This window comes from uncultured Kordia sp., assembly GCF_947489565.1.
GTDB lineage: Bacteria > Bacteroidota > Bacteroidia > Flavobacteriales > Flavobacteriaceae > Kordia.
On record NZ_CANLEA010000015.1, the window covers coordinates 79511 to 101146 of the forward strand.

The 21636-nt window shown below is 34.9% G+C and carries 10 protein-coding genes; all 10 read left to right on the forward strand.

From position 1 onward, the window contains the following. The first annotated feature begins 86 nt into the window (after window positions 1–86). The 10 genes from Q0845_RS19305 to Q0845_RS19350 all read left to right on the forward strand — a co-directional run bounded on the left by Q0845_RS19305 (window position 87) and on the right by Q0845_RS19350 (window position 21546). The gene (locus Q0845_RS19305) at window positions 87–3443 is read left to right on the forward strand and encodes a VCBS repeat-containing protein (protein ID WP_298516725.1); all 3357 of its coding nucleotides are present in this window, start codon (window positions 87–89) and stop codon (window positions 3441–3443) included. Continuing rightward, window positions 3440–5209, forward strand: coding sequence for a glycoside hydrolase family 36 protein (locus Q0845_RS19310; RefSeq protein WP_298516727.1), 1770 nt, complete (start codon window positions 3440–3442; stop codon window positions 5207–5209). The genes Q0845_RS19305 and Q0845_RS19310 overlap by 4 nt, the downstream gene beginning before the upstream one ends. Before the next feature lie 3 nt (window positions 5210–5212). Continuing rightward, window positions 5213–6871, forward strand: a complete 1659-nt coding sequence (locus Q0845_RS19315) for a solute:sodium symporter family transporter (protein WP_298516729.1) — start codon at window positions 5213–5215, stop codon at window positions 6869–6871. A 29-nt stretch (window positions 6872–6900) separates the two neighbouring features. Continuing rightward, window positions 6901–10071, forward strand: coding sequence for a glycerol kinase GlpK (glpK, locus tag Q0845_RS19320; protein WP_298516731.1), 3171 nt, complete (start codon window positions 6901–6903; stop codon window positions 10069–10071). A 40-nt stretch (window positions 10072–10111) separates the two neighbouring features. Next, window positions 10112–11437, forward strand: coding sequence for a vanadium-dependent haloperoxidase (locus tag Q0845_RS19325; protein WP_298516733.1), 1326 nt, complete (start codon window positions 10112–10114; stop codon window positions 11435–11437). A 179-nt stretch (window positions 11438–11616) separates the two neighbouring features. Next, window positions 11617–11805 carry a hypothetical protein gene (locus Q0845_RS19330; RefSeq protein ID WP_298516735.1) on the forward strand — a complete coding sequence of 63 codons (189 nt, stop codon included), beginning with the start codon at window positions 11617–11619 and terminating at the stop codon, window positions 11803–11805. A gap of 228 nt (window positions 11806–12033) precedes the next feature. Further along, complete coding sequence (locus Q0845_RS19335) at window positions 12034–14112, forward strand: tetratricopeptide repeat protein (protein WP_298516737.1); 2079 nt, start codon at window positions 12034–12036, stop codon at window positions 14110–14112. Beyond that, on the forward strand, window positions 14109–14843 hold the full coding sequence (locus tag Q0845_RS19340) for a LytTR family DNA-binding domain-containing protein (protein ID WP_298516739.1): 735 nt from the start codon (window positions 14109–14111) through the stop codon (window positions 14841–14843). The genes Q0845_RS19335 and Q0845_RS19340 overlap by 4 nt, the downstream gene beginning before the upstream one ends. Before the next feature lie 393 nt (window positions 14844–15236). After that, window positions 15237–15809 (forward strand): hypothetical protein, encoded by a 573-nt coding sequence (locus tag Q0845_RS19345; RefSeq protein ID WP_298516741.1) that lies wholly within the window; start codon window positions 15237–15239, stop codon window positions 15807–15809. 31 nt (window positions 15810–15840) lie between these two features. Further along, window positions 15841–21546 carry a hypothetical protein gene (locus Q0845_RS19350; protein WP_298516743.1) on the forward strand — a complete coding sequence of 1902 codons (5706 nt, stop codon included), beginning with the start codon at window positions 15841–15843 and terminating at the stop codon, window positions 21544–21546. The last annotated feature ends 90 nt before the right edge of the window (window positions 21547–21636 follow it).

Genomic DNA, 21636 nt, shown 5'->3' on the forward strand with positions numbered 1-21636 from the left:
TATGAGCGTTTTAGAAAAGTTAAGATTGTTATTTGAATGTAATTTATATCGAATGGATATTATTTTAGTAAAAAAACTTTATTCAATTGAAAAAATATAGCCTTCTTAGTATACTCATTTGTCTTTTAATTTCCTGCTCATCAGAAAATTCAAAAGCCAAGTTTTCGTATGTCAAATCCTCACATTCAAACATCAATTTTACCAATACGATTGTTGAAAACGACTCAGTAAATGTCGTGATGTTTCAATATGTGTACAATGGTGGCGGTGTTGGAATTGGCGACTTTAACAATGATGGACTTTCGGATATCGTCTTTACAGGAAACCAAGTTTCTTCAAAAATGTATATCAACAAAGGAAATTTTCAATTTGAAGACATCAGCGAAAACGCACAGTTTAAAACGAGTTCTTGGGTTACAGGCGTTTCTATTATTGACATTAACACAGATGGTTATGAAGATATTTATTTAAATGTTGGAGGTGCCAATTGTAACAATGATTGTGAAAATTTACTCTTCATCAATCAAGGCCTCGATGCAAATGGCTTTCCAACGTTCAAAGAACAAGCAGCGGAATATAACCTAGCAGATGGAAATTACAGTCAACAAACTGCTTTTTTTGACTATGATTCTGATGGAGATTTAGATGCGTTTATCACCAGAAATGGAAATGTAAAATTCGACAAAAACTCACCAGTGCCAAAAAACTATATGCCAAAAAACTTAGCAGACATGCTCTTACGAAACGATCGTAAAGAAGGTGTGAATCATCCTGTGTTTACAGATGTTTCAGATAGTTTGGGCATTACGTACAAAGGCTTTTCATTAGGTGTGAATATTCAGGATTTTAACGGCGACAATCTTCCAGATATCTATGTTTCCAACGATTTTATTACCGAAGATTTGTTGTACATCAACCAAGGAAATCATCCAGAAACCAACAAACATCAAGGATTTACAGAAAGTAACAAACAGTTTTTAAGTCATATTACGTACAATGCAATGGGCGTAGATATTTCAGATATCAACAATGATGCGCTTCCAGATATTTTAGTAGTAGATATGTTACCAGAAAGCTACGATCGTCAAAAACGCATGCTTGGTGTGATGAATTATGACAAATACGAACTCTCAAAACGCAACAACTATAACTCACAATTCATGCACAATACATTGCAATTGCATAACGGAATGCTAAACGATTCTGTATTAAAAGCAAGTGAAGTTGGTTATATGTCGGGAATGGCTTCCACAGATTGGAGTTGGGCACCAATTTTGGCAGATTTTGACAATGACGGCGATAAAGATGCATACATCACAAACGGTTATGTAAAAGACTTAACCGATTTAGATTTTATCAACTATTCTACGCAAAATACTATGTTTGGTAGCAAAGAATCCCGTACCAAACGTTTGCGAGAATTGCTCAACAAAATTCCAAGTGTACACTTGCCAAACTATTTCTACGAGAACAAAGGCGCCATTCAATTCAACGATGTTAGTAAGGATTGGAAAGTTGCAGAAAATTCATTCTCAAACGGTGCAGCCTACGCAGATTTTGACAATGATGGCGATTTAGATTTGGTGGTGAATAACATTAATCAAGAAGCTTTTCTACTCAAAAACAACACAAACACTCCAGAAACAAACAACTATCTAAGAATCAAGCTAAAAGGAGAAGTAGCGAATGCAAAAGCAATAGGCGCAAAAGTAACTATTTGGCAAAATGGAAATGCACAACATCAGTATCAATCCGTCATACGCGGGTATTTATCGTCTATGGAACCGATAGTGCATTTTGGAGTAGCCTCAAATACTGCTGTAGATTCTTTACAAGTACTTTGGCCAAATGGAAAGGTTTCTAGCATGACAAATGTTGCCGTGAATTCGGTGGTTGAGGCTGATATCAAATCTGCGTTCGACAAGAATATTTCAAAAAATACAACAGAAACCATATTTACAGATGTTTCAAACAGACTGGATTTTGAGCACAAGGAAAATCGCGGTCACGATTATGTATTGCAACACTTATTGATGCGTCAGTATTCGAAATTTGGACCATGTATCGCTGCGGCGGATGTGGACAATCAACCTGGAGATGAAGTATTCATTGGCGGAAGCAAAGGTGAAGCTGCAACCATTTGGACACAGACTAGTACAGGAACTTTTGAATTATTGCAAGAATTAGACAGTAAACACGAAGATACAGATGCCGTTTTTGTGGATATTGATAATGACAATGATTTGGATCTATATGTCGCTAGCGGCGGAACGGAAGTACAACGAAATGCGCCAGTACTACAAGATCGAATCTATCTAAATGATGGAAATGGTCATTTCAGTCAAGCTGAAAATATATTGCCGGAAATTTTTGAAGTCAGTGCGCGTGTACGACCAAATGATTTTGATAAAAATGGCGATATTGATTTCTTCATCGGAAGCAGAATCGTACAAGGACGTTATCCGCAAGCGCCAAAAAGCCAATTGCTTACAAACACAAACGGCACATTTTTAGCAACGACAAATGATGCTTTGACCAATCTCGGAATGATTACAGATGCTACTTGGCAAGACATCAACAATGATGGTTGGGACGATTTAATTGTAGTAGGCGAGTGGCTGCCAATAACGATCTTTCTTAACAATAATGGAACACTAGAAAAATCATCGCCAAACTTTACCAATGCAACAAACGAAACAGTAGAAACTTTTGGTTGGTGGAATGCCATCAAAGCAGCAGATTTTGACAACGATGGCGATCTAGACTTTATCGTTGGAAATCAAGGTGAAAATGGTTTTGTATTGCCCAAAGAAAATAAACCTGTGTATGTCTATAAAAACGATTATGACAACAATGGTAGTACCGATCCTATAGTCGCCCAATACTTTAACGATCCAGAAAATAACAACACATTATTGCCAGTACAAACACGCGATGATGTCATGAAACAACTCGTAAAACTCAAAGATAGATACTTAACGTATAAGGATTTTGCCAAAGTAAGTTTCACAGAATTACTCAACATAGAAAATTTAGAAGAAGAAACATTCAAAGCAACTACATTTTCAAGTAGTTATATAGAAAACCTTGGAAATGGAAACTATAAAATCACCAAACTTCCAGAGCAATGTCAAGTCGCACCAATCAATGATATTTTACTAAAAGATATTGACAATGATGGCTTTACAGATGCCTTATTAGTTGGAAATGACTTAACTGCAGAAACCAATTACGGACTCAACGATGCGCTGATTGGCGTGCATTTAAAAGGTAGTAAAAACGGTTTTGAAGTAGTCAAAAATAGTGCTTCAGGATTTTACGTACCAGGACAATCACATCACATTGTAACACTAAAATCTGCCACAGGAGAAACCATGATTTTGGCTTCTCAGAACAACACAAATGCTAAAATCTTTTTAATCAAAGAAAGCGAAAAAAAATGATGACAGTAAACCATACAGTCCCAACAACGGACATTCAAATAGTAGGACTCTCCGAGAATTTTAAAACACATCTTCATGAAGTGTACAGTCATAATCGAGTTTCTATATACGAACTCAATATTACCGCTGTAGAACCCGAAATTCCAACTCCTTTAACTATCAAATGGAAAATTCCAGCACACAATGTCAAAGGACTTTGGAAACCTACAACCGATTTCGCCAAAAGAATTCAAGCCGATTGGGAACTAAAACCGATGGAATCACGCATATCGATTGATTCTCCCGTCATTTCACTATTCGGAAATAAAGACGAAAACAGACATACATTTGCGTGTTCAAATGCTATTAATAAACTAGAATTAGACGCCGTAATTCGTGAAGAAGACGATTATTTCTATTGTCATATCAAAATGTTTGCAGAGCGACATTCTAAGCTAAATCAATACAACGTACAAATTCGTATTGATTCGGGAGAAAAACACTTTTCAGAAGCGATCAGAGAAGTATCGCAATGGTGGGAAAACTATGAAAACTTAGCGCCAGCTTATGTACCGGAAATTGCACAAACGCCGTTGTATTCTACGTGGTATCAATTTCACCAAGACTTGGAAGAAAACACATTGATAGAAGAATGCAAACTAGCGTACGGACTAGGCTATCGCTCTATTGTCATAGATGATGGCTGGCAAACCAACGACAACAATCGCGGATATGATTATACAGGCGATTGGAATCCAGATCGTTTGTCAAAAACGCGCGAATTTGTCGACAATGTTCATGCGACTGGAATGAAAGTTGGTTTTTGGTATTCGGTACCTTTCTGCGGAAAAAAATCAGAAGCGTACAAACGTTTCAAAGGAAAATTCTTAACCGAAAACCACCGTTGGGCGCCAGTGTTTGATCCAAGATATCCAGAAGTCAGAGAATATCTAATCAATATCTATAAAACAGCGTTAATCGACTGGAATTTAGATGGTTTTAAACTTGATTTTATTGACGATTTTAAACTCTATCCAGATACACTTCGAGAAAAAAATGATGAAATGGACTTTCATTCCATCAACGAAGCTGTCGATCGTTTATTGACAGATGTCATGTATACCTTACGCGCCATCAATCCAGAAGTATTTATAGAATTCAGGCAAAAATATACAGGTCCAGCCATGCGAAAATACGGAAACATGTTCCGTGCTTTTGATTGTCCAGGCGATGGTGTCATGAACAGAGTTCGGATTGCAGACATCAAAATGCTTGCAGGAAATACAGCCGTACACAGCGATATGATTACATGGCATAATGATGAAACCGTTGAAGTTGCCGCATTGCAATTGGTAAATACACTCTTTGGCGTGCCTCAAATTTCGGTGAAGCTCAAAAATGTTCCTGAAAATCATTTAAAAATGATTAAATTCTACACAAATTATTGGAACATTAATAAAGAAACAATTACCACAGGACATTTTATTCCATCGCGACCGTTGGCAAACTATCCGTTACAGCAAGTCTCTAAAAATGGCAATTTGATCATTGGAGTGTATGACGATCATGTTGTACACATCAATGAAAACGCAAATACAATTGACATCCTCAATGGAAAATTAACGACATCCGTTGTTGTAAAAAGTACCGTTGATGCTGGCGAATACAGTTTGACCACTTTTGATTGTATGGGAGAAAAAACCAATCACTACAACATCAACTTGAAACAAGGATTGTTTGAAGTGGAAACGCCTGCTTGTGGTTTAATTCAACTAAAAAAAATCTAACCTATGGATTCATTATCAATCATTTCATTTATTGGCTTTACACTTTTAGTAGCATTTATTGCGTGGTATGCCACCAGAGGCACAGACGAAAGTACTGCAAAAGGATATTATTTGGGAGGAAGAAGCCTTGGATTCATAACCATTGCAGGTTCATTACTACTCACCAATTTATCCGCAGAACAAATTGTTGGACTAAACGGACAATCTTTTACCGAAGGTGTATTGGTCATGGCTTGGGAAACCTTGGCAGCAATCGCCATGATATTTACAGCCATCTATCTATTACCCAAATACATGCGTTCGGGAATTACGACGATTCCAGAATTCATTCAAGATCGTTTTGACAAGCAAACAAAAGCCATACTATCTGTTTTATTCATCATAGCGTTTGGAGTAGTATTACTGCCAACCATCTTATATTCAGGGTCTTTGGCGTTTAGCACGATGTTCGATTTGCCAACACTATTTGGAATGTCGCAAGGAAGTGTCATCACAATCTGTGTGTGGTCTATTGGAATTATAGGTGTGATTTATGCAATTTTTGGAGGATTAAAAGCTGTAGCCGTATCTGATTTAGTGAATGCAATCGGATTGTTAATTGGTGGATTGTTAATTCCGATTTTTGGTTTACTATTAATTGGAGATGGAAGTATTTCTGATGGAATTAGTACGCTTTGGAACGAAAATCCAGAAAAATTTGATGCTATCGGAGAAGTAGATGCTTCTATTCCTTTTGGGACGATCTTTACAGGAATGATGATTGCACAAATGTATTATTGGGGAACAAATCAATCCATATTGCAACGTGTATTTGGTGCGAAAAGTTTAAAAGAAGGACAAAAAGGAATGATTCTCGCAGGATTTGTCAAATTCTTAATTCCAATCATTGTTGTATTGCCTGGAATCATCGCATGGCATTTATTTGATGGAACGCTTGAAAATGCAGACGAAGCTTATCCTTCACTTGTGAAAAAAGTATTACCAGGCGCATATCTTGGATTCTTCGCTGCGGTTTTATTTGGCGCAGTATTAAGTTCCTTCAATAGTTTACTAAACAGTAGTGCGACCTTATTCGGATTTGACTTGTACAAACAATATTTTAAAGGAAATGCTACCGAAAAAGAAACCGTAAAAGCGGGGAAAATCTTCGGGTTATTATTGGCGTTAATTTCGATGTCTATCGCGCCATTTATCGCCGACGCACCAGATGGTTTATTTGCCTATATTCAAGAATCGTTAGGAAGTTTAAGTGTACCAATTTTAGCTGTTGTAGCCATTGGAATCTTAACAAAACATGTACCAGCCTTAGGCGCAAAGATTGTATTAACGGTTGGTGTGTTAATGTACCTTATCAGTCAATTTGTAGTTCAACCAATTTTTGTAGATGCCGCTTTGGCGGAAGCAGCAACGAATGGAGTTACGAATGCGAAAGAATTAGGCATTATCAAAGCGAATGCCTATCCGCACTTTTTACATGTCATGGGAATTTTGTTTGTCATCAACATTGCCATCATGCTCATTATTGGAAAACTACGTCCTAAAACAGACGAGTACATTCCAAAAGTTACAGAAGAGATTGATATTACGCCATGGAAATATGCAAAAATCGTAGGATTAATCATTACGATCATGGTACTAAGCACCTATTTAATATTTAAATAACTCCAACTAAAAATACCAAACCACAAGCGATGGAAAAGAAATATGTAGTAGCCTTTGATCAAGGAACCACAAGCACAAGAACGATTGTCTTTGATCAAAAAGGTCAAATTCATGCTATTGCACAAAAAGAGTTAACACAACACTATCCAGAATCTGGTTGGGTAGAACACAATCCGATGGATATCTACAACGATCAGGTAGAAACCTTTCACAAAGCAATTTCAACTAGTGGAATTTCAGCAGAAGAAATTGCGGCTGTCGGAATTACAAATCAGCGTGAAACTACCGTAGTTTGGGATAAAGAAACAGGAGAACCTATTTATAATGCGATTGTTTGGTTGGACAAAAGAACGACTGAAATCTGTGATCAACTCAAGCAAAATGGCATGTCGGAATATGTACGTCAATCTACAGGTTTGGTGATTGATTCGTATTTTTCTGGAACAAAACTCAAATGGATTTTAGATCATGTAAAAGGCGCTAGAGAAAAAGCAGCTGCAGGAAAATTGTGTTTTGGAACGGTTGATAGTTGGCTGATTTATAAATTCACGAACGGAAAAAAACACGTGACCGATCATACGAATGCGTCACGTACAATGATATACGATATCAAAAATTTATGTTGGGATGATACACTTTTAAAAGCATTGCAAATTCCAAAATCAGTCTTGCCAACAGTTCAACAATCTTCTTCCGATTTTGGAAGTATTGATTACAAAGGCACCGAAATTCCAATCTTTGGAGTCGCTGGAGATCAACAAGCATCGTTGTTTGGACAAGGTGGACTCAAATCAGGAATTGCCAAAAACACCTACGGAACAGGTTGTTTTATGCTATTGAATATTGGTAAAAAAATTGTGACTTCTAAAAGTGGTTTGTTAACGACATTGACCTGTAGTTTGGAAAATGAACCTGTAAAATATGCTTTGGAAGGAAGTATTTTTGTAGGTGGCGCTTCCATTCAATGGTTGCGTGATCGGATGCAAATCATAGAAAAAGCATCGGATACCGAAGCAATTTGCAATAGTATTCCGCCATTAAAAAATATCTATGTAGTTCCGGCTTTCGCTGGATTGGGCGCGCCGCATTGGGACGACAAAGCCAAAGGAAGTATTTACGGAATGACCTTAGATACAGGCAAAAACGAACTCATCAAAGCAACAGTGGAAGCTTTAGCCTATCAAACAAAAGATGTCATTACTGCCATGATCAATGATAGTGGTAAGGAAATGAAAACGCTCAAAGTAGATGGTGGCGCAAGTGCCAATAACTATTTGATGCAGTTTCAATCAGATATTTTGAATGTTGCGGTAGACAGACCTAAAATGATTGAAGTCACAGCCTTTGGAGCAGCATTGTTGGCTGGAATCAAAGCAGGAATTTGGACGAAAAATGATATTGAAACCATTCGTGAAGTAGATACTATTTTCACTTCTGAAATGAAGCCTAAAACCCGCAAAAAGAAATACAAAGGCTGGCAAAAAGCGGTAGAACGCACCAAAAGTTCCAACAAAAAAAAAGTCGCATCTAAAGAAATTCGTTTTTCAGTCTTAGATCGTCAACGACAACTCAAAAAAATAAAATCCGAAACCTTTGATTTAATCGTCATTGGAGGCGGCGTTACAGGTGCGGGAATTGCCTTAGATGCTTCTTCTAGAGGTATGAATGTTTGTTTGATAGAAAAAAATGACTTCGCTTCGGGAACGAGTAATAAATCTACAAAACTGATTCATGGTGGATTGCGATACCTAAAACAATTGGAAATTGGATTGGTACGTGAATCGGGCTCAGAACGTGCTATTGTACACAAACTAGCTCCACATTTAGTCATTCCAGAAAAGATGTTATTGCCATTAATAGAAGGCGGAACGTATGGAAAAATGATGACGTCTATTGGTTTAAAAGTATATGATTTATTGGCAAATGTGGGCGGCGATGATCGTCGTAAAATGCTGAATAAACAAGAAACGCTCGACAAAGAACCTTTGTTGGACGAAAGCATCGTGTTAGGAAGTGGTTATTATGCCGAATACCGAACCGATGATGCACGTTTGACGATAGAAATTCTTAAAAAAGCAACTGAATTTGGCGCAACGATTATCAATTATTGCGAAATGGAATCGTTTGCATATGACGATGATGGTAAAATTGAACATTTACATTGTATTGATAATAATACAGGTAAAAAAATCAGCATAAAAGCACGTAATTATGTATCTGCGGCAGGTCCTTGGGTAGATTTACTTCGTGAAAAAGATCATTCCAAAAACAACAAACATTTACACTTGACAAAAGGAGTACATATTGTATTTCCGCATGAAAAATTACCGATCAAACAATCTGTTTATTTTGATGTAGCTGATGGACGCATGATTTTTGCCATTCCACGCGGACGTTGTACGTATGTTGGGACAACCGATACCAATTATTATGGAAATTTAGAACGTGTCGTTGCAACCAAAGAAGATGCAGAATATCTATTGAAAGCGGCAAATAATACTTTTCCAGACATTCATCTAACGATTGATGATATTGAATCGAATTGGGCAGGATTACGTCCGTTGATTCACGAAGAGAAAAAAGATCCTTCAGAATTATCACGGAAAGATGAAATTTTTGTGTCTGATAGCGGTTTAATCTCTATTGCAGGAGGAAAATTAACAGGCTATCGTAAAATGGCGCAACGCGTGATTGATGAAGTTTTGAAAACATTGCCTAAAAAACGAAAGGACAAGCTTAAAAAATCGTCCACAAAAACCATAGAATTGGTACATCCTGCAATGCATTCTTCTCAAGAAGTTAAGGAATACCAAAAACAGTTGGAGGAAAAACTAGCAACTATCGGAATACAAGATTCGTATTATGCGTGGCATTTGTGTACTACCTTTGGAAAAAAAGCGGACACTATTATTGAAAGAGCCAATTTCTTTATTGATGGTACGCCGCAAGAACGTTTGATTCGTGCTGAATTATGGTATTGTATTCACAACGAAATGACCAATAGTTTGACAGATTTCTTTGTACGCAGAACGGGTCGTTTGTATTTCAATATCACAAGTATTCAACACTATTTGGAAGTCATTTTAAACGATTGTATCAATTATTTAGAGTGGGATACTGCTCGTGTGGAAGCAGAGAAAGCAACACTAGAGATGCTTTTAGCAGATGCTACCACATATTATGATAAAGAATTTGAGTAGTTTTGAAAGAATATAATTCGTACGCGTAAAAAGTCTAAAAATGAAGCACATAGTTTTTATAATTGCAAGTTGTCTTTTATGTATGTTTACAAGCTGTCAAAAAGAATTGATGCCTATTAAAGTGACTGCAAACGATTACCAAACGGCTATTAACAAACTTACTAAAACCATGGTGTATGATATATTTTCGCCACCAGTTGCGAGTCGAATTTATGCATATCCAAACGTTGCTGCTTACGAAATTATGTCACAAAAAAATGAAAACTATACTTCATTACATTCACAAATAACGTCTTTAGAAGCCATTCCAAAAGCTACTAGCAAAGATGTCAATTTGGATGTAGCGGCAATGATTGCTTATATGGAAGTTGGTAAAAAGTTAGTCTTTACGCAAGATTTACTCAATGCGTATCAGGATTCTATGGCAGTTGTATGGAAAGAGATCAACGCAAAAGAATTTGAAGCTTCTAAAAGCTACGGAATGCAAGTCGCATCACATATTCAAAACTGGATTGACAAAGATAATTACAAGGAAACACGTACGATGCCGAAGTTTACGGTAGATTCAGATACTGCTTCGCGCTGGCAACCAACGCCACCATCTTACATGGACGGAATTGAGCCACATTGGATGAAGATTAGAACGCTGGTTTTAGCGAATGCATCACAATTTAAACCAAAAACACATCCAGTGTTTTCATTAGCAGAAGACAGTGATTTTTATAAAGAGTTGGAGGAAGTATACCAAGTAACCACCAAAATTCAAGAAACAGGCGATGAAGCTGAAGAAGTGAAAATTGCTCAATTTTGGGATTGCAATCCGTATGTAGCTGTGAGCACAGGACATTTAATGACAGCGACCAAGAAAATTACGCCAGGCGCACATTGGATTGGTATTACAAATATTGCTTGCGCGAAAAAGAATTACAATTTAGACGATACTATCTATGCCAATACGCTTGCTTCTATCACTATTTTTGATGCGTTTATAAGTTGTTGGGACGAGAAATATAGAAGCAATTTGATACGTCCAGAAACCTTAATCAATCAGCATTTAGACGTGCATTGGAAACCGTTGTTGCAAACACCTCCATTTCCAGAATATACCAGCGGACATTCGGTAGTTTCAGGTTCGGCGGCAACTGTTTTGACACATATTTTCGGCGATAATTTCAGTTATACGGATGATACAGAGTTGGAATACGGTTTGCCTTCACGAGATTTTACGTCTTTCAATCAAGCAGCACAAGAAGCGGCAATAAGTCGTTTGTATGGAGGAATTCACTACAGAGCAGCCATTGACAATGGATTGGCACAAGGTATTCATATTGGTCAGTTTGTGTTAAAAACAATCAATTTGAAATAACGAATATCAAATCATATAGCTCACTCATATCTTCAAACCACTCAAAAATGGATTGCCTATTTTAAAAATGCAATATAACTCATAACTTTGGTATGTACTCAGAGCTCAAACCAAAACAATTTGTTGGAAAAGCGCATACTCAGCAAATGTATTTTTAAACAAAATAAAATAAGAAGATCATGAAAACTAAGAATTTAAAATCATTAAAACTGAAAAAAAATACAGTTTCTACATTTGATTATGTACAAGTAAATGGAGGAATTAGTGGAACAGCTTGTGGCGGATCAAGAGCAGCATGTGCACCACAAACAGTAGTACATACATGTCAGCATTCTGATAAAAGAACATGTACATTGACAACATTTTAATTTAATAAAAACCAAAATTAATTTATAACATAAGAGCATCACTTAGAAATGGGTGATGCTTTTGTGTTGATTTTGAGAAAATATGCTGCTATTAAAGAAAAATATTTTCAAGAAAACTCGATAATTTTTATACATTTATATGCCGCAGATATTTCGTTTTTAAGCGAAACTTTTCTATTGATTGTATATGTAATTACAATTGAAATAGTATCTATTAAATTTTACTTTATGAATACGCATCTTAAGTACTTTTTTTTATTCCTTTCTTTTTTTCTTTTTACGATCAATTCGTATGCTCAAAAGCGATCGCCTACAAAAATTTTAGATTCTCTATTGTTACATCATCCGCAAAAAGACACGACAAGAGTCAAAATGCTATCAACATATATTCAAAAAATTTATTACAGAGATACACTCAAAGCAGATTCTTTGATCACAGAGGTTGAAAAATTATCTGATGAAATAAATTATGCAAAAGGAAAAGCAGATGCTAGCTACTACAGAGGCGAAGTACAGATTACAAAATCTGACTTTAGTGCCAGTATTATTTCCTTTAAAAAGGCGATTGAATTGTATGAGAAAATAGATCGTAAAGCACTTATTGCAAACTGTTTTAATAGAATAGGAGCATCTTATTATCATCAAGGTAATTTTTCAGAAGCACTCGAGTATTACAACAAATCGGCAAGCATGTGTAAAGAGATTAATAATTTAAAAGGTGCTTCTGTTATTTTCAATAATATCGCCAATATTTATGCAGATCAAGGGAAATATTTTGAGGCTATTAAAAATTATAATGAGTCAAAAGAAATTAAGCTAAAAATTAACTATCGCTCAGGACTTGCCAAAACCTATACCAACCTAGGATCGATTTATGGGGAATTAAAAGATTTTCCGAAAGCACTAGAAAATTTGAATGATGCATTGCGTATTTATGATAGTATTGAAAATAATACCAAAGCCAAAGTACTTTTATTGAGCATAGGAGTCATTCATAGCGAACAAAAGCAATCAGATTCAGCTTTAGTATATTATGAAAAAGCGCTAAAACTCTATAAAAAGGAGGATGATCAACGCGGAATTGCCGATTGTCTTGATAAAATAGGGAATGTGCATAAAAACCGATTTGAAAATAAAAAGGCATTAGATTTTTTCTTTAAATCATTAGCGATTTCAAAAGAGGTAAATGATGAAAGAGGCATGGCTATGAGTTATTTAAATATTGCGCAGGTATATTATTTTCAAAAGAAACATAAAAAAGCTCTTGACTATACTTTAAAAACCAAAAAAATAGCAGATAAATTAAACATCCTCAAATTCCAAAAAGAAATATATGGTTTGCTTGCTGGTATTTATGAATATCAAGGTGAATATAAAAAATCCTTAGCAACACATAAAGAATTTAAAACGATAAACGATAGTTTGTTAAGTAAGGATGTAAACAAAAAAATTATAAAATTAGAATACGAGTATAAATACAAACAAGAGTTAGCATCTGCCAATCAAAGAGAATTGCGGCTAACGAAAGAAGTAGAAACAACGAATCAAGATTTAGAAGCATCGCAACGAAATTTACTTTTGGGAGTTATCGCTTTCTTATTAGTTACATTGGCTTTAGCGGCGATTATCTTTTTCTTGCGATTGCGAAATATTAAAGCAAAAAACGCAAATATTTTAACTGAACAGAAGTTATTGCGTTCGCAAATGACACCACATTTTATTTTTAATGCCTTGTCAGTTTTACAAGGAATTATATTGAATGATGAAAAAAAGAAATCATTGTCGTATTTGTCTAAATTTTCAAAATTATTGCGAATTACCTTAGAAAATTCTAGAGATAAAATGGTGCCTCTCGATCAAGAATTGCTCGCTGTCGAAAATTATTTATCGCTTCATAATATAGAATCAAATAACTCGTATAAATATTCTATTTCTGTAGATGAAGCCATTGATAAACCTCAATTTGAAGTGCCGCCAATGCTGATTCAACCGTTTATAGAAAATGCTATTGAGCACGGATTTAACAAGCAGAGCGAAGATCGAAATATTGACATTCAACTGAGCTATGCCAAAGAAGAACTCGTTTGTACTATTATAGACAATGGAATTGGTATAGATTCTCAAAAACAAAAAAGTCAAAAACAGAAAAAGTCTTTAGCAACGATCATCACTTCTGAACGCTTGCGAATTTTATCTGAAGATTCTAAAACTAAAGGAACACTTACTGTAGAAGATCGACAAAAGTATAATGAACAAGGAACTATAGTTACACTCGTTATTCCACATAAAATACAAAAAGCATCATGAAAGCACTTGTTGTAGAAGATAAAGAATACATTAGAAAAGGACTGCTGAATCTGTTAGAATTGGTAGAATTTGAAGTGCAAGTAGTAGGAGAGTGCGAGTCTGTAAATGAAGCGATAATTTTAGCAAAGGCATGCAAACCCGAATTAATTTTCTTAGATATAAATCTGACAGATGGAAATGCTTTTGATTTTTTAGAACAAACAGAATACTCCGATTTTAAAGTAATTTTTATCACTGCGTATGAAGAATATGCACTAAAAGCGTTAAAAATGGGCGCTGTAGATTATCTTTTGAAACCTGTTGATATAGAAGAACTCCAAACTGCTTTAGAAAAAGTTTCTGCGTTGCCACTTTCTACACAAAAACAACAAATAAACGTTGTAAAAAAAGCAATAACACAAGATACTTCTCAATTAATATTATCGCTACAAGATAGTTTTCAAGTAATTGAATTACATAATCTTATGTATTGTGAATCGGATAAAGGATATACGACTTTTTATTGTGCTGACGGACAAAAATATGTAGTTTCTAAAACCTTGAAAGAGTTTGAAGAACGCTTGACTAAAGCTAACTTTACACGACCACATCAATCTTATATTGTCAACTTAAAATTTATCAATAAGTATGACAAATCGGGTGTAATTCACTTAAAAAACGGACATAAAATTCCAGTATCTTCTAGACGAAAAGAAGCTTTCTTAAGTACTTTCTTGAACAAATACAAATGATAATTTTCCTTTTGAAAGCTTCAAAACATACTTAATAACGCTTACTTCATAGAATTTTAGTGCATTTTCAAATATGTACTCAAAAGTATCATTTATAGCTCCAAGTGTAACGGAAATAAAATGGCTATTTCTTTATTCATTCTTACGACATACTTTTATAAAAGTTAATCAATAATCAACGATAAAATTTTTTAAAAAAGCTGGTTAATAGTAGTATACAAAAACCTTAAGCCTGCTATACTTTAATTTTTAGTTACAACAGTATCTTATAGTTTGGTTAGACCTCTTGGCAAATACTGTATGTTGGGTAATTAGAGTGCTATTCATCATGTAGCAGGCAAGGCTTTTTTAGTAAGAACGATGCTTCGAAAAAAAACAAAATATAGATTACATATGAAAATAATAAACTTTACAATGATTGTCATTGTGATAGTGGCGTTATCGTTATTGTCGTGTACTAAAGATGTAGAAATACTACCTGCCAATGCCATAACATTTGGCGAAATAGAAAAAGAAATGAAGAGTGAGTTTGGCGAAAATGCATACTACACAGATGTTTCTATCAGCTATCATAAAACAGCTGGAAATATTGTTACAGCCACAGTAACAAATACTCCAAAATCTTTAAAAATGGAAAAATGGAACTCTATTGAAGATGCTTGGAAAAAGAAATCGGATATATTTATCGAAATTCCTAATGGAACATTGGCTGCAGATTTTATGTTTCGATTAAGCGATACCATCAACCTTTCTACTTTAGGAGATTTGGCAGAAAGATCTAGTAAAAAGCTTCAAAACGAAGAAAATATACAAAACCCTGCATTGTATTTGGCTTCGATCATATTTCCTAGAAATGGAGACATAACTAAAACAGAGTATTGCATCATTCTAAAACCAGAAAATAGCGATGCAATGTTTAGTTTTTTCTACACTATTGATGGAAAATTGATCAAAATGAATTCTTAATAAATAACCACTTTATAACCTACTTTTTTACATGAAAAAAAAGCTACCATTCATCGCAATTTTAATACTACCATTTTTGATATTTGCTCAAACCTATGTGCCTGATGATAATTTTGAACAGGCTTTAATTGATTTAGGATATGATTCTGGTCCTTTGGATGATTTTGTGCCGACAGCAAATATTAGCGGCGTTATAAATTTGGATATTACTCAAAAAAACATCTCCGATCTTACGGGAATTGCCGATTTTGCAGCGCTTGAAGAAATACGTTTTTCCCAAAATCAAATACAAACAATCGATTTTACAAGCAATACCAATCTAACTTTCATTTCAGCGTATACAGGTGATTTGACAAGCATCGACATTACGGGATTGACAAACTTAGAAGAAATATACCTGCAATTACACGATTTAACAAGCTTGGATATAAGTACCAATACAGCATTGAGAATACTTCACTGTAATGGAAATGATATCACGAGTATGAATGTAAGTAACAATACATTAGTAGAATTGGATTGTTCTGGAAATGACTTAGCTACCTTAGATCTCTCCAATACTCCAGCATTAAAAGTATTGCGAATTGCAGGAAATCTATTCCAAACAATTGATCTAAGTCACAATACAGAACTTACTCTTTTAAATTTATACGGAACTCCAGTAGTATCACTAGATGTAAGTAATAATTCATTATTAGAGTATTTATATGTGAATTTTTCTGCATCAAATCAAACAACTTTAGAAGAGTTGGATTTGAGCAACAATCCAGCATTAAAAATTCTTCGAGCACAAAGTATCATCAATTTAAGAAGCTTAAACCTACAAAATGGGAACAATACAGCAATTACTACTTTTGTTGTAACAAATACACCAGCACTTTCCTGTATAGAAGTAGATGATGCCGCTTACAGTACTTCCAATTGGACAGCGGTAGATGCAAGTGTAACTTTTAGTACAGATTGTGATCCTTTGAGCACGGATGTTCCCGATGATAATTTTGAGCAAGCATTGATTGATTTAGGATACGATTTTGGACCGCTTGATGATATAGTGCTAACCGCAAATATTAGCGGAATTACGACGTTGGATGTAAGTTCGAAAAATATTGCTGATCTCACAGGAATCGAAGATTTTACAGCACTTCAAACCTTGTATTGTAATGATAATCAACTGACAAGTCTGGATGTGCAGAACAATCTGCAACTTGCCGATTTGCGATGTAATGACAATCAACTCACCAATGTCGATCTTTCGTCTTTACTACAATTACAAATTTTTAGTGCTACCAATAATCAATTGTCAAGTGTTGATATTTCTAACAATTCCAGTTTATTGGCGATTGCGGTTACTGAAAACAATCTGACAGCTTTAAACACAAGCAACAATCCGTTGCTAATACAAATTATCTGTGGTCAAAACCAATTGATGTCATTGGATGTATCGTCAAATCCAGATTTAATTGATCTGTATTGCTATCAGAATCAACTCACAACGATTGATGTAACTTCGAATTCTATTTTGGAAGTATTATGGTGTAGAAGCAATCAGTTAACCAGCATAAATACGACAGGAATTAACACTTTAAAAACCTATGTAGCGTATGACAATCAATTAAATGCAATTGATGTAAGTACCAATAGTGGTTTAGAATTATTATCGCTTGGAAATAACAACTTATCCACGGTAGACGTAAGTGCAAATTCAAGTTTAACCGAATTGTATGCACAAGCCAATCAATTAAATTCACTTGATGTAAGCGCAAACGCAGCCTTAGAAACATTATGGGTTTTTAACAATGCCATACCAGTACTCAATCTTTCAAACAATATCAATTTACAAGTCGTAGACATAGGAACAAACGATTACGCGTCTCTTGATTTGAGTTCCAATGCACAGTTGACTGAAGTTTATGTACAGAATTGTCCCAACCTAGAAGTCCTAAACTTAAAAAATGGTGCGAATCCGAATCTTACTAATTTCTTAGCAACGGGCAATCCGAACCTATCATGTATTGAAGTAGATGACCCAGCCACAAGTACCGCCAATTGGAGTGGAGTAGATGCAGGAACAGTTTTTAGTATAGATTGTAATTACGATTTAATCTATGTGCCCGATGATGCTTTTGAGCAAGCTTTGATCAATTTGGGATATGATACAGCTCCTTTGGATGATTATATACCAATGGAAAATATTAATACAGTTACAACGCTTGATATCAGTAATTTGGGAATTGCAGATATGACCGGAATTGAAGGTTTTATAGCTTTAGAAGAACTAAACTGTTCTGGGAATTCTATTGAAAATTTACAAATTACGGCAAATACCTTACTTACAAATTTAGATGTGAATGACAATTTGTTGTCGGAGTTAAATATCAGCACAAACTTAGCATTAGAAATGTTGAATGTAAGTAACAATGCATTGACTACGATCGATTTAAATAATCATACACAATTGACCAGTTTTGATGGTTCTTACAATAATTTCATCTTATTGCTTATCAAGAATGGAAACAATAGCAACATGACGAATTTTGCTGCAACCAACAATCCAGATTTAACCTGTATTGAAGTAGACGATGTTGCGTATAGTACTACCAATTGGACGGCAATTGATACACAAACAAGCTTTAATACCGATTGCAATCAGTTTTATACCTATGTTCCTGATGACCGTTTTGAACAAGCTTTAATTGATTTGGGCTATGATTCTGGACCATTGAATGATTATGTATTGACAGCAAATATCAATACCATAACTGTTCTAAATGTAACTTATAAAGGAATAACTGATTTAACAGGAATCAATGATTTTACAGCATTGGTACAATTGGATTGTGGATACAATGCACTTTCTAGTATAGATATTAGAGGGAATGCAAATTTAGAAATATTGGATTGTCGTTTTAATGCTATCACATCTATTGATGTTACAAATAATGCTGCACTAAGAGCATTGTCCTTATGGAGTAATGATTTTACGGAAATAGATGTCAATAATAATGCTGCATTAGAATATTTGGATGTAGAATCCAACAATATTACAGCACTCAATCTTTCTTTAAATACACAATTAACGCAACTATATTGTTCGGATAATAATTTAGAAAGACTGAATGTGAAAAACGGAAATAACGAAAATTTCACCACTTTTTTTGCGACTCAAAACGATAATTTAACTTGTGTTGAAGTAGATAATGCAGAATATAGCACCACAAACTGGACAGATATTGATGCGCATACCAACTTTAATGAAAACTGTACTTACGACTTTACCTATGTGCCAGATGATGCTTTTGAACAAGCGTTAATCAATTTAGGATATGATACAGCTCCTTTAGATGATTTTGTGCCAAAAGCCGCTATAGAAGTAATTACAACACTAGATATAAGCAATTTAGGAATTACTGATTTAACTGGAATCGAAGACTTTACAGCTTTACAAGAACTCAACTGCTCGTCCAATGCGTTAGGAACACTAGACGTACGTAATAATTTGAATTTGACTAACTTAAACTGTGCTTCAAACGTATTAACTACACTTGACATACTCGCTAACGAAAACCTTATTTCGTTGAACGTAAACGGAAACATGTTGTCTGCACTCAATATTATTAATAATTCATTACTAGAATCAGTGAATATTAGTAATAACAACATAATGGTATTTAATGTAAACTTTCATGTAGCATTAAATGAATTGTATGCAGACAATAACGCGTTGCAAATGCTAAATGTTAAAAATGGAAATAACACGAATTTTGTTGGTTTCTCAGCCATAGGAAATCCGAGTTTAACGTGTATACAAGTGGATGATGCAACTTGGAGCGCAACCAATTGGACGAGCATTGATGTACAAACAAGTTTTAATGAAGATTGTGGCTATGCAACCTATGTACCTGATGATAATTTTGAACAAGCATTGATTGATTTAGGCTACGATTCTGGTCCCTTGGATGATTTTGTGCCTACAGCAAACATCAATCCTGGAACAACTTTAAATATTGATATAAGCAGCAAAGGAATTGTAGATATGACAGGAATCGAAGCTTTTTCAACCTTACTATCGCTCGATTGCTCTAACAATGCGATTACCAATCTGAATGTAAGTAATAATTCAATATTAAATTATTTAAAATGTGACTATAACGACTTAACATATTTGAATACAAATACGCCAAGTTTAGCGCAGTTGTATTGCAATCATAATGAATTAACCGCACTAGATTTAAGCAACAATCCAGACTTATTTATTTTAGATGCTAAGTTCAATGATATTGAAAATTTAGATGTCAGTGTAAATACAAAATTAAGAGATGTCGATCTTCAAGAAAATCAATTAACAACGCTAGACTTTTCTACACATACACTTCTAGAAGATTTACGATGTCATAACAACAGGCTTAGAAATTTAAACATAGGAAATTCTCCCATATTGCAGGTTTTAGTTTTTAGTGATAACAAATTAGCAGCTATTGATTTAAGAAGTAATATAAACTTAGAATTCATCATTGGGCAACGAAATTTCTTATCAGAATTAGATCTGAGCGCCAATGTAAAATTGGAAACTTTAGCCGTTAGCGGAAACGACTTTACATCGATCGATTTGACAAATAATATACTATTAGACGATTTATCGATTCCTAATAATTATATCAACGAATTATCTCTTGACACCAATGTGAATTTGGAACGATTGACATGTTTTTCTAACGAATTGAAAACTTTAGATCTCAGCATGCTTCCAAACCTAAACTATATGTACGTAAGTGATAATGAGTTAACATCTTTGAATGTACAAAATGGAAACAATGCAAACGTAACATTCTTCCGAGCAGCTACGAATGATGATTTGTATTGTGTGTTGGTTGATAATGCTGCGTATAGTACTACCAATTGGACACAAATTGATGCACAAACTTCATTCAATGAAACGAGTTGTGATTATATTGAATTAAGTGCAAAAGTGCTCTTACAAGGAGCAAGTTTAGGTCCAAATGTTGGAGAAGAAAACTTAATGCGAGACGATTTACGCGTCAACGGATTGATCAGTGCAACTTCACCATATGGAGATGGCGCAATGATTAGTGAATTGGTTCGCACAAACGATAACGCAGGAAACTCAATGGTCGATTGGATTTGGGTAGAATTGCGTGATAAAAACAATCCGACGAATGTCATTGCCGGAAAATCAGGAGTTTTACAGCGTGATGGAGATATTGTAGATGTAAATGACGATTTAACAAAACCACTTACATTTGATGCGCTTCCTATTGGAGACTATCATATCGTTATAAAACACCGCAATCATTTAGGTGTGATGACGGCAACTTCGGAAACACTCAAACAAGCAACTACCATTGTCGATTTTACCAATGCGAACAATCAAATTACTTTTGGAAGCAATGCACAGACTGTTTTTGGAATGCAACCTAACAAAACGGCTATGTGGGCAGGAAATGTCAACGGAGACACAATGGTGCAATATTCTGGAACGAATCCAGATACGCCAACCATTTTATCAACCGTATTGAATGATCCAGGAAACTTCTTGAATTTCCCAACCTTTGCGGTAACCGCATACATTGCAGATGATTTGAATATGGATGGAAACATACAATATTCTGGAACCAATCCAGATACGCCAGTCATTCTACAGAACGTACTCGCACATCCTGGAAACTTCTTAAATTTTAGCACATTCCAGATTACAGAACAGCTACCTGAACATGATTAATACAAATTTTTGGTAGTTACATAATGAGGGGATTATCTTGTAAGACGTCATTTCTATTTGGAATGGCGTTTTTTGTGATTGACACTGAAA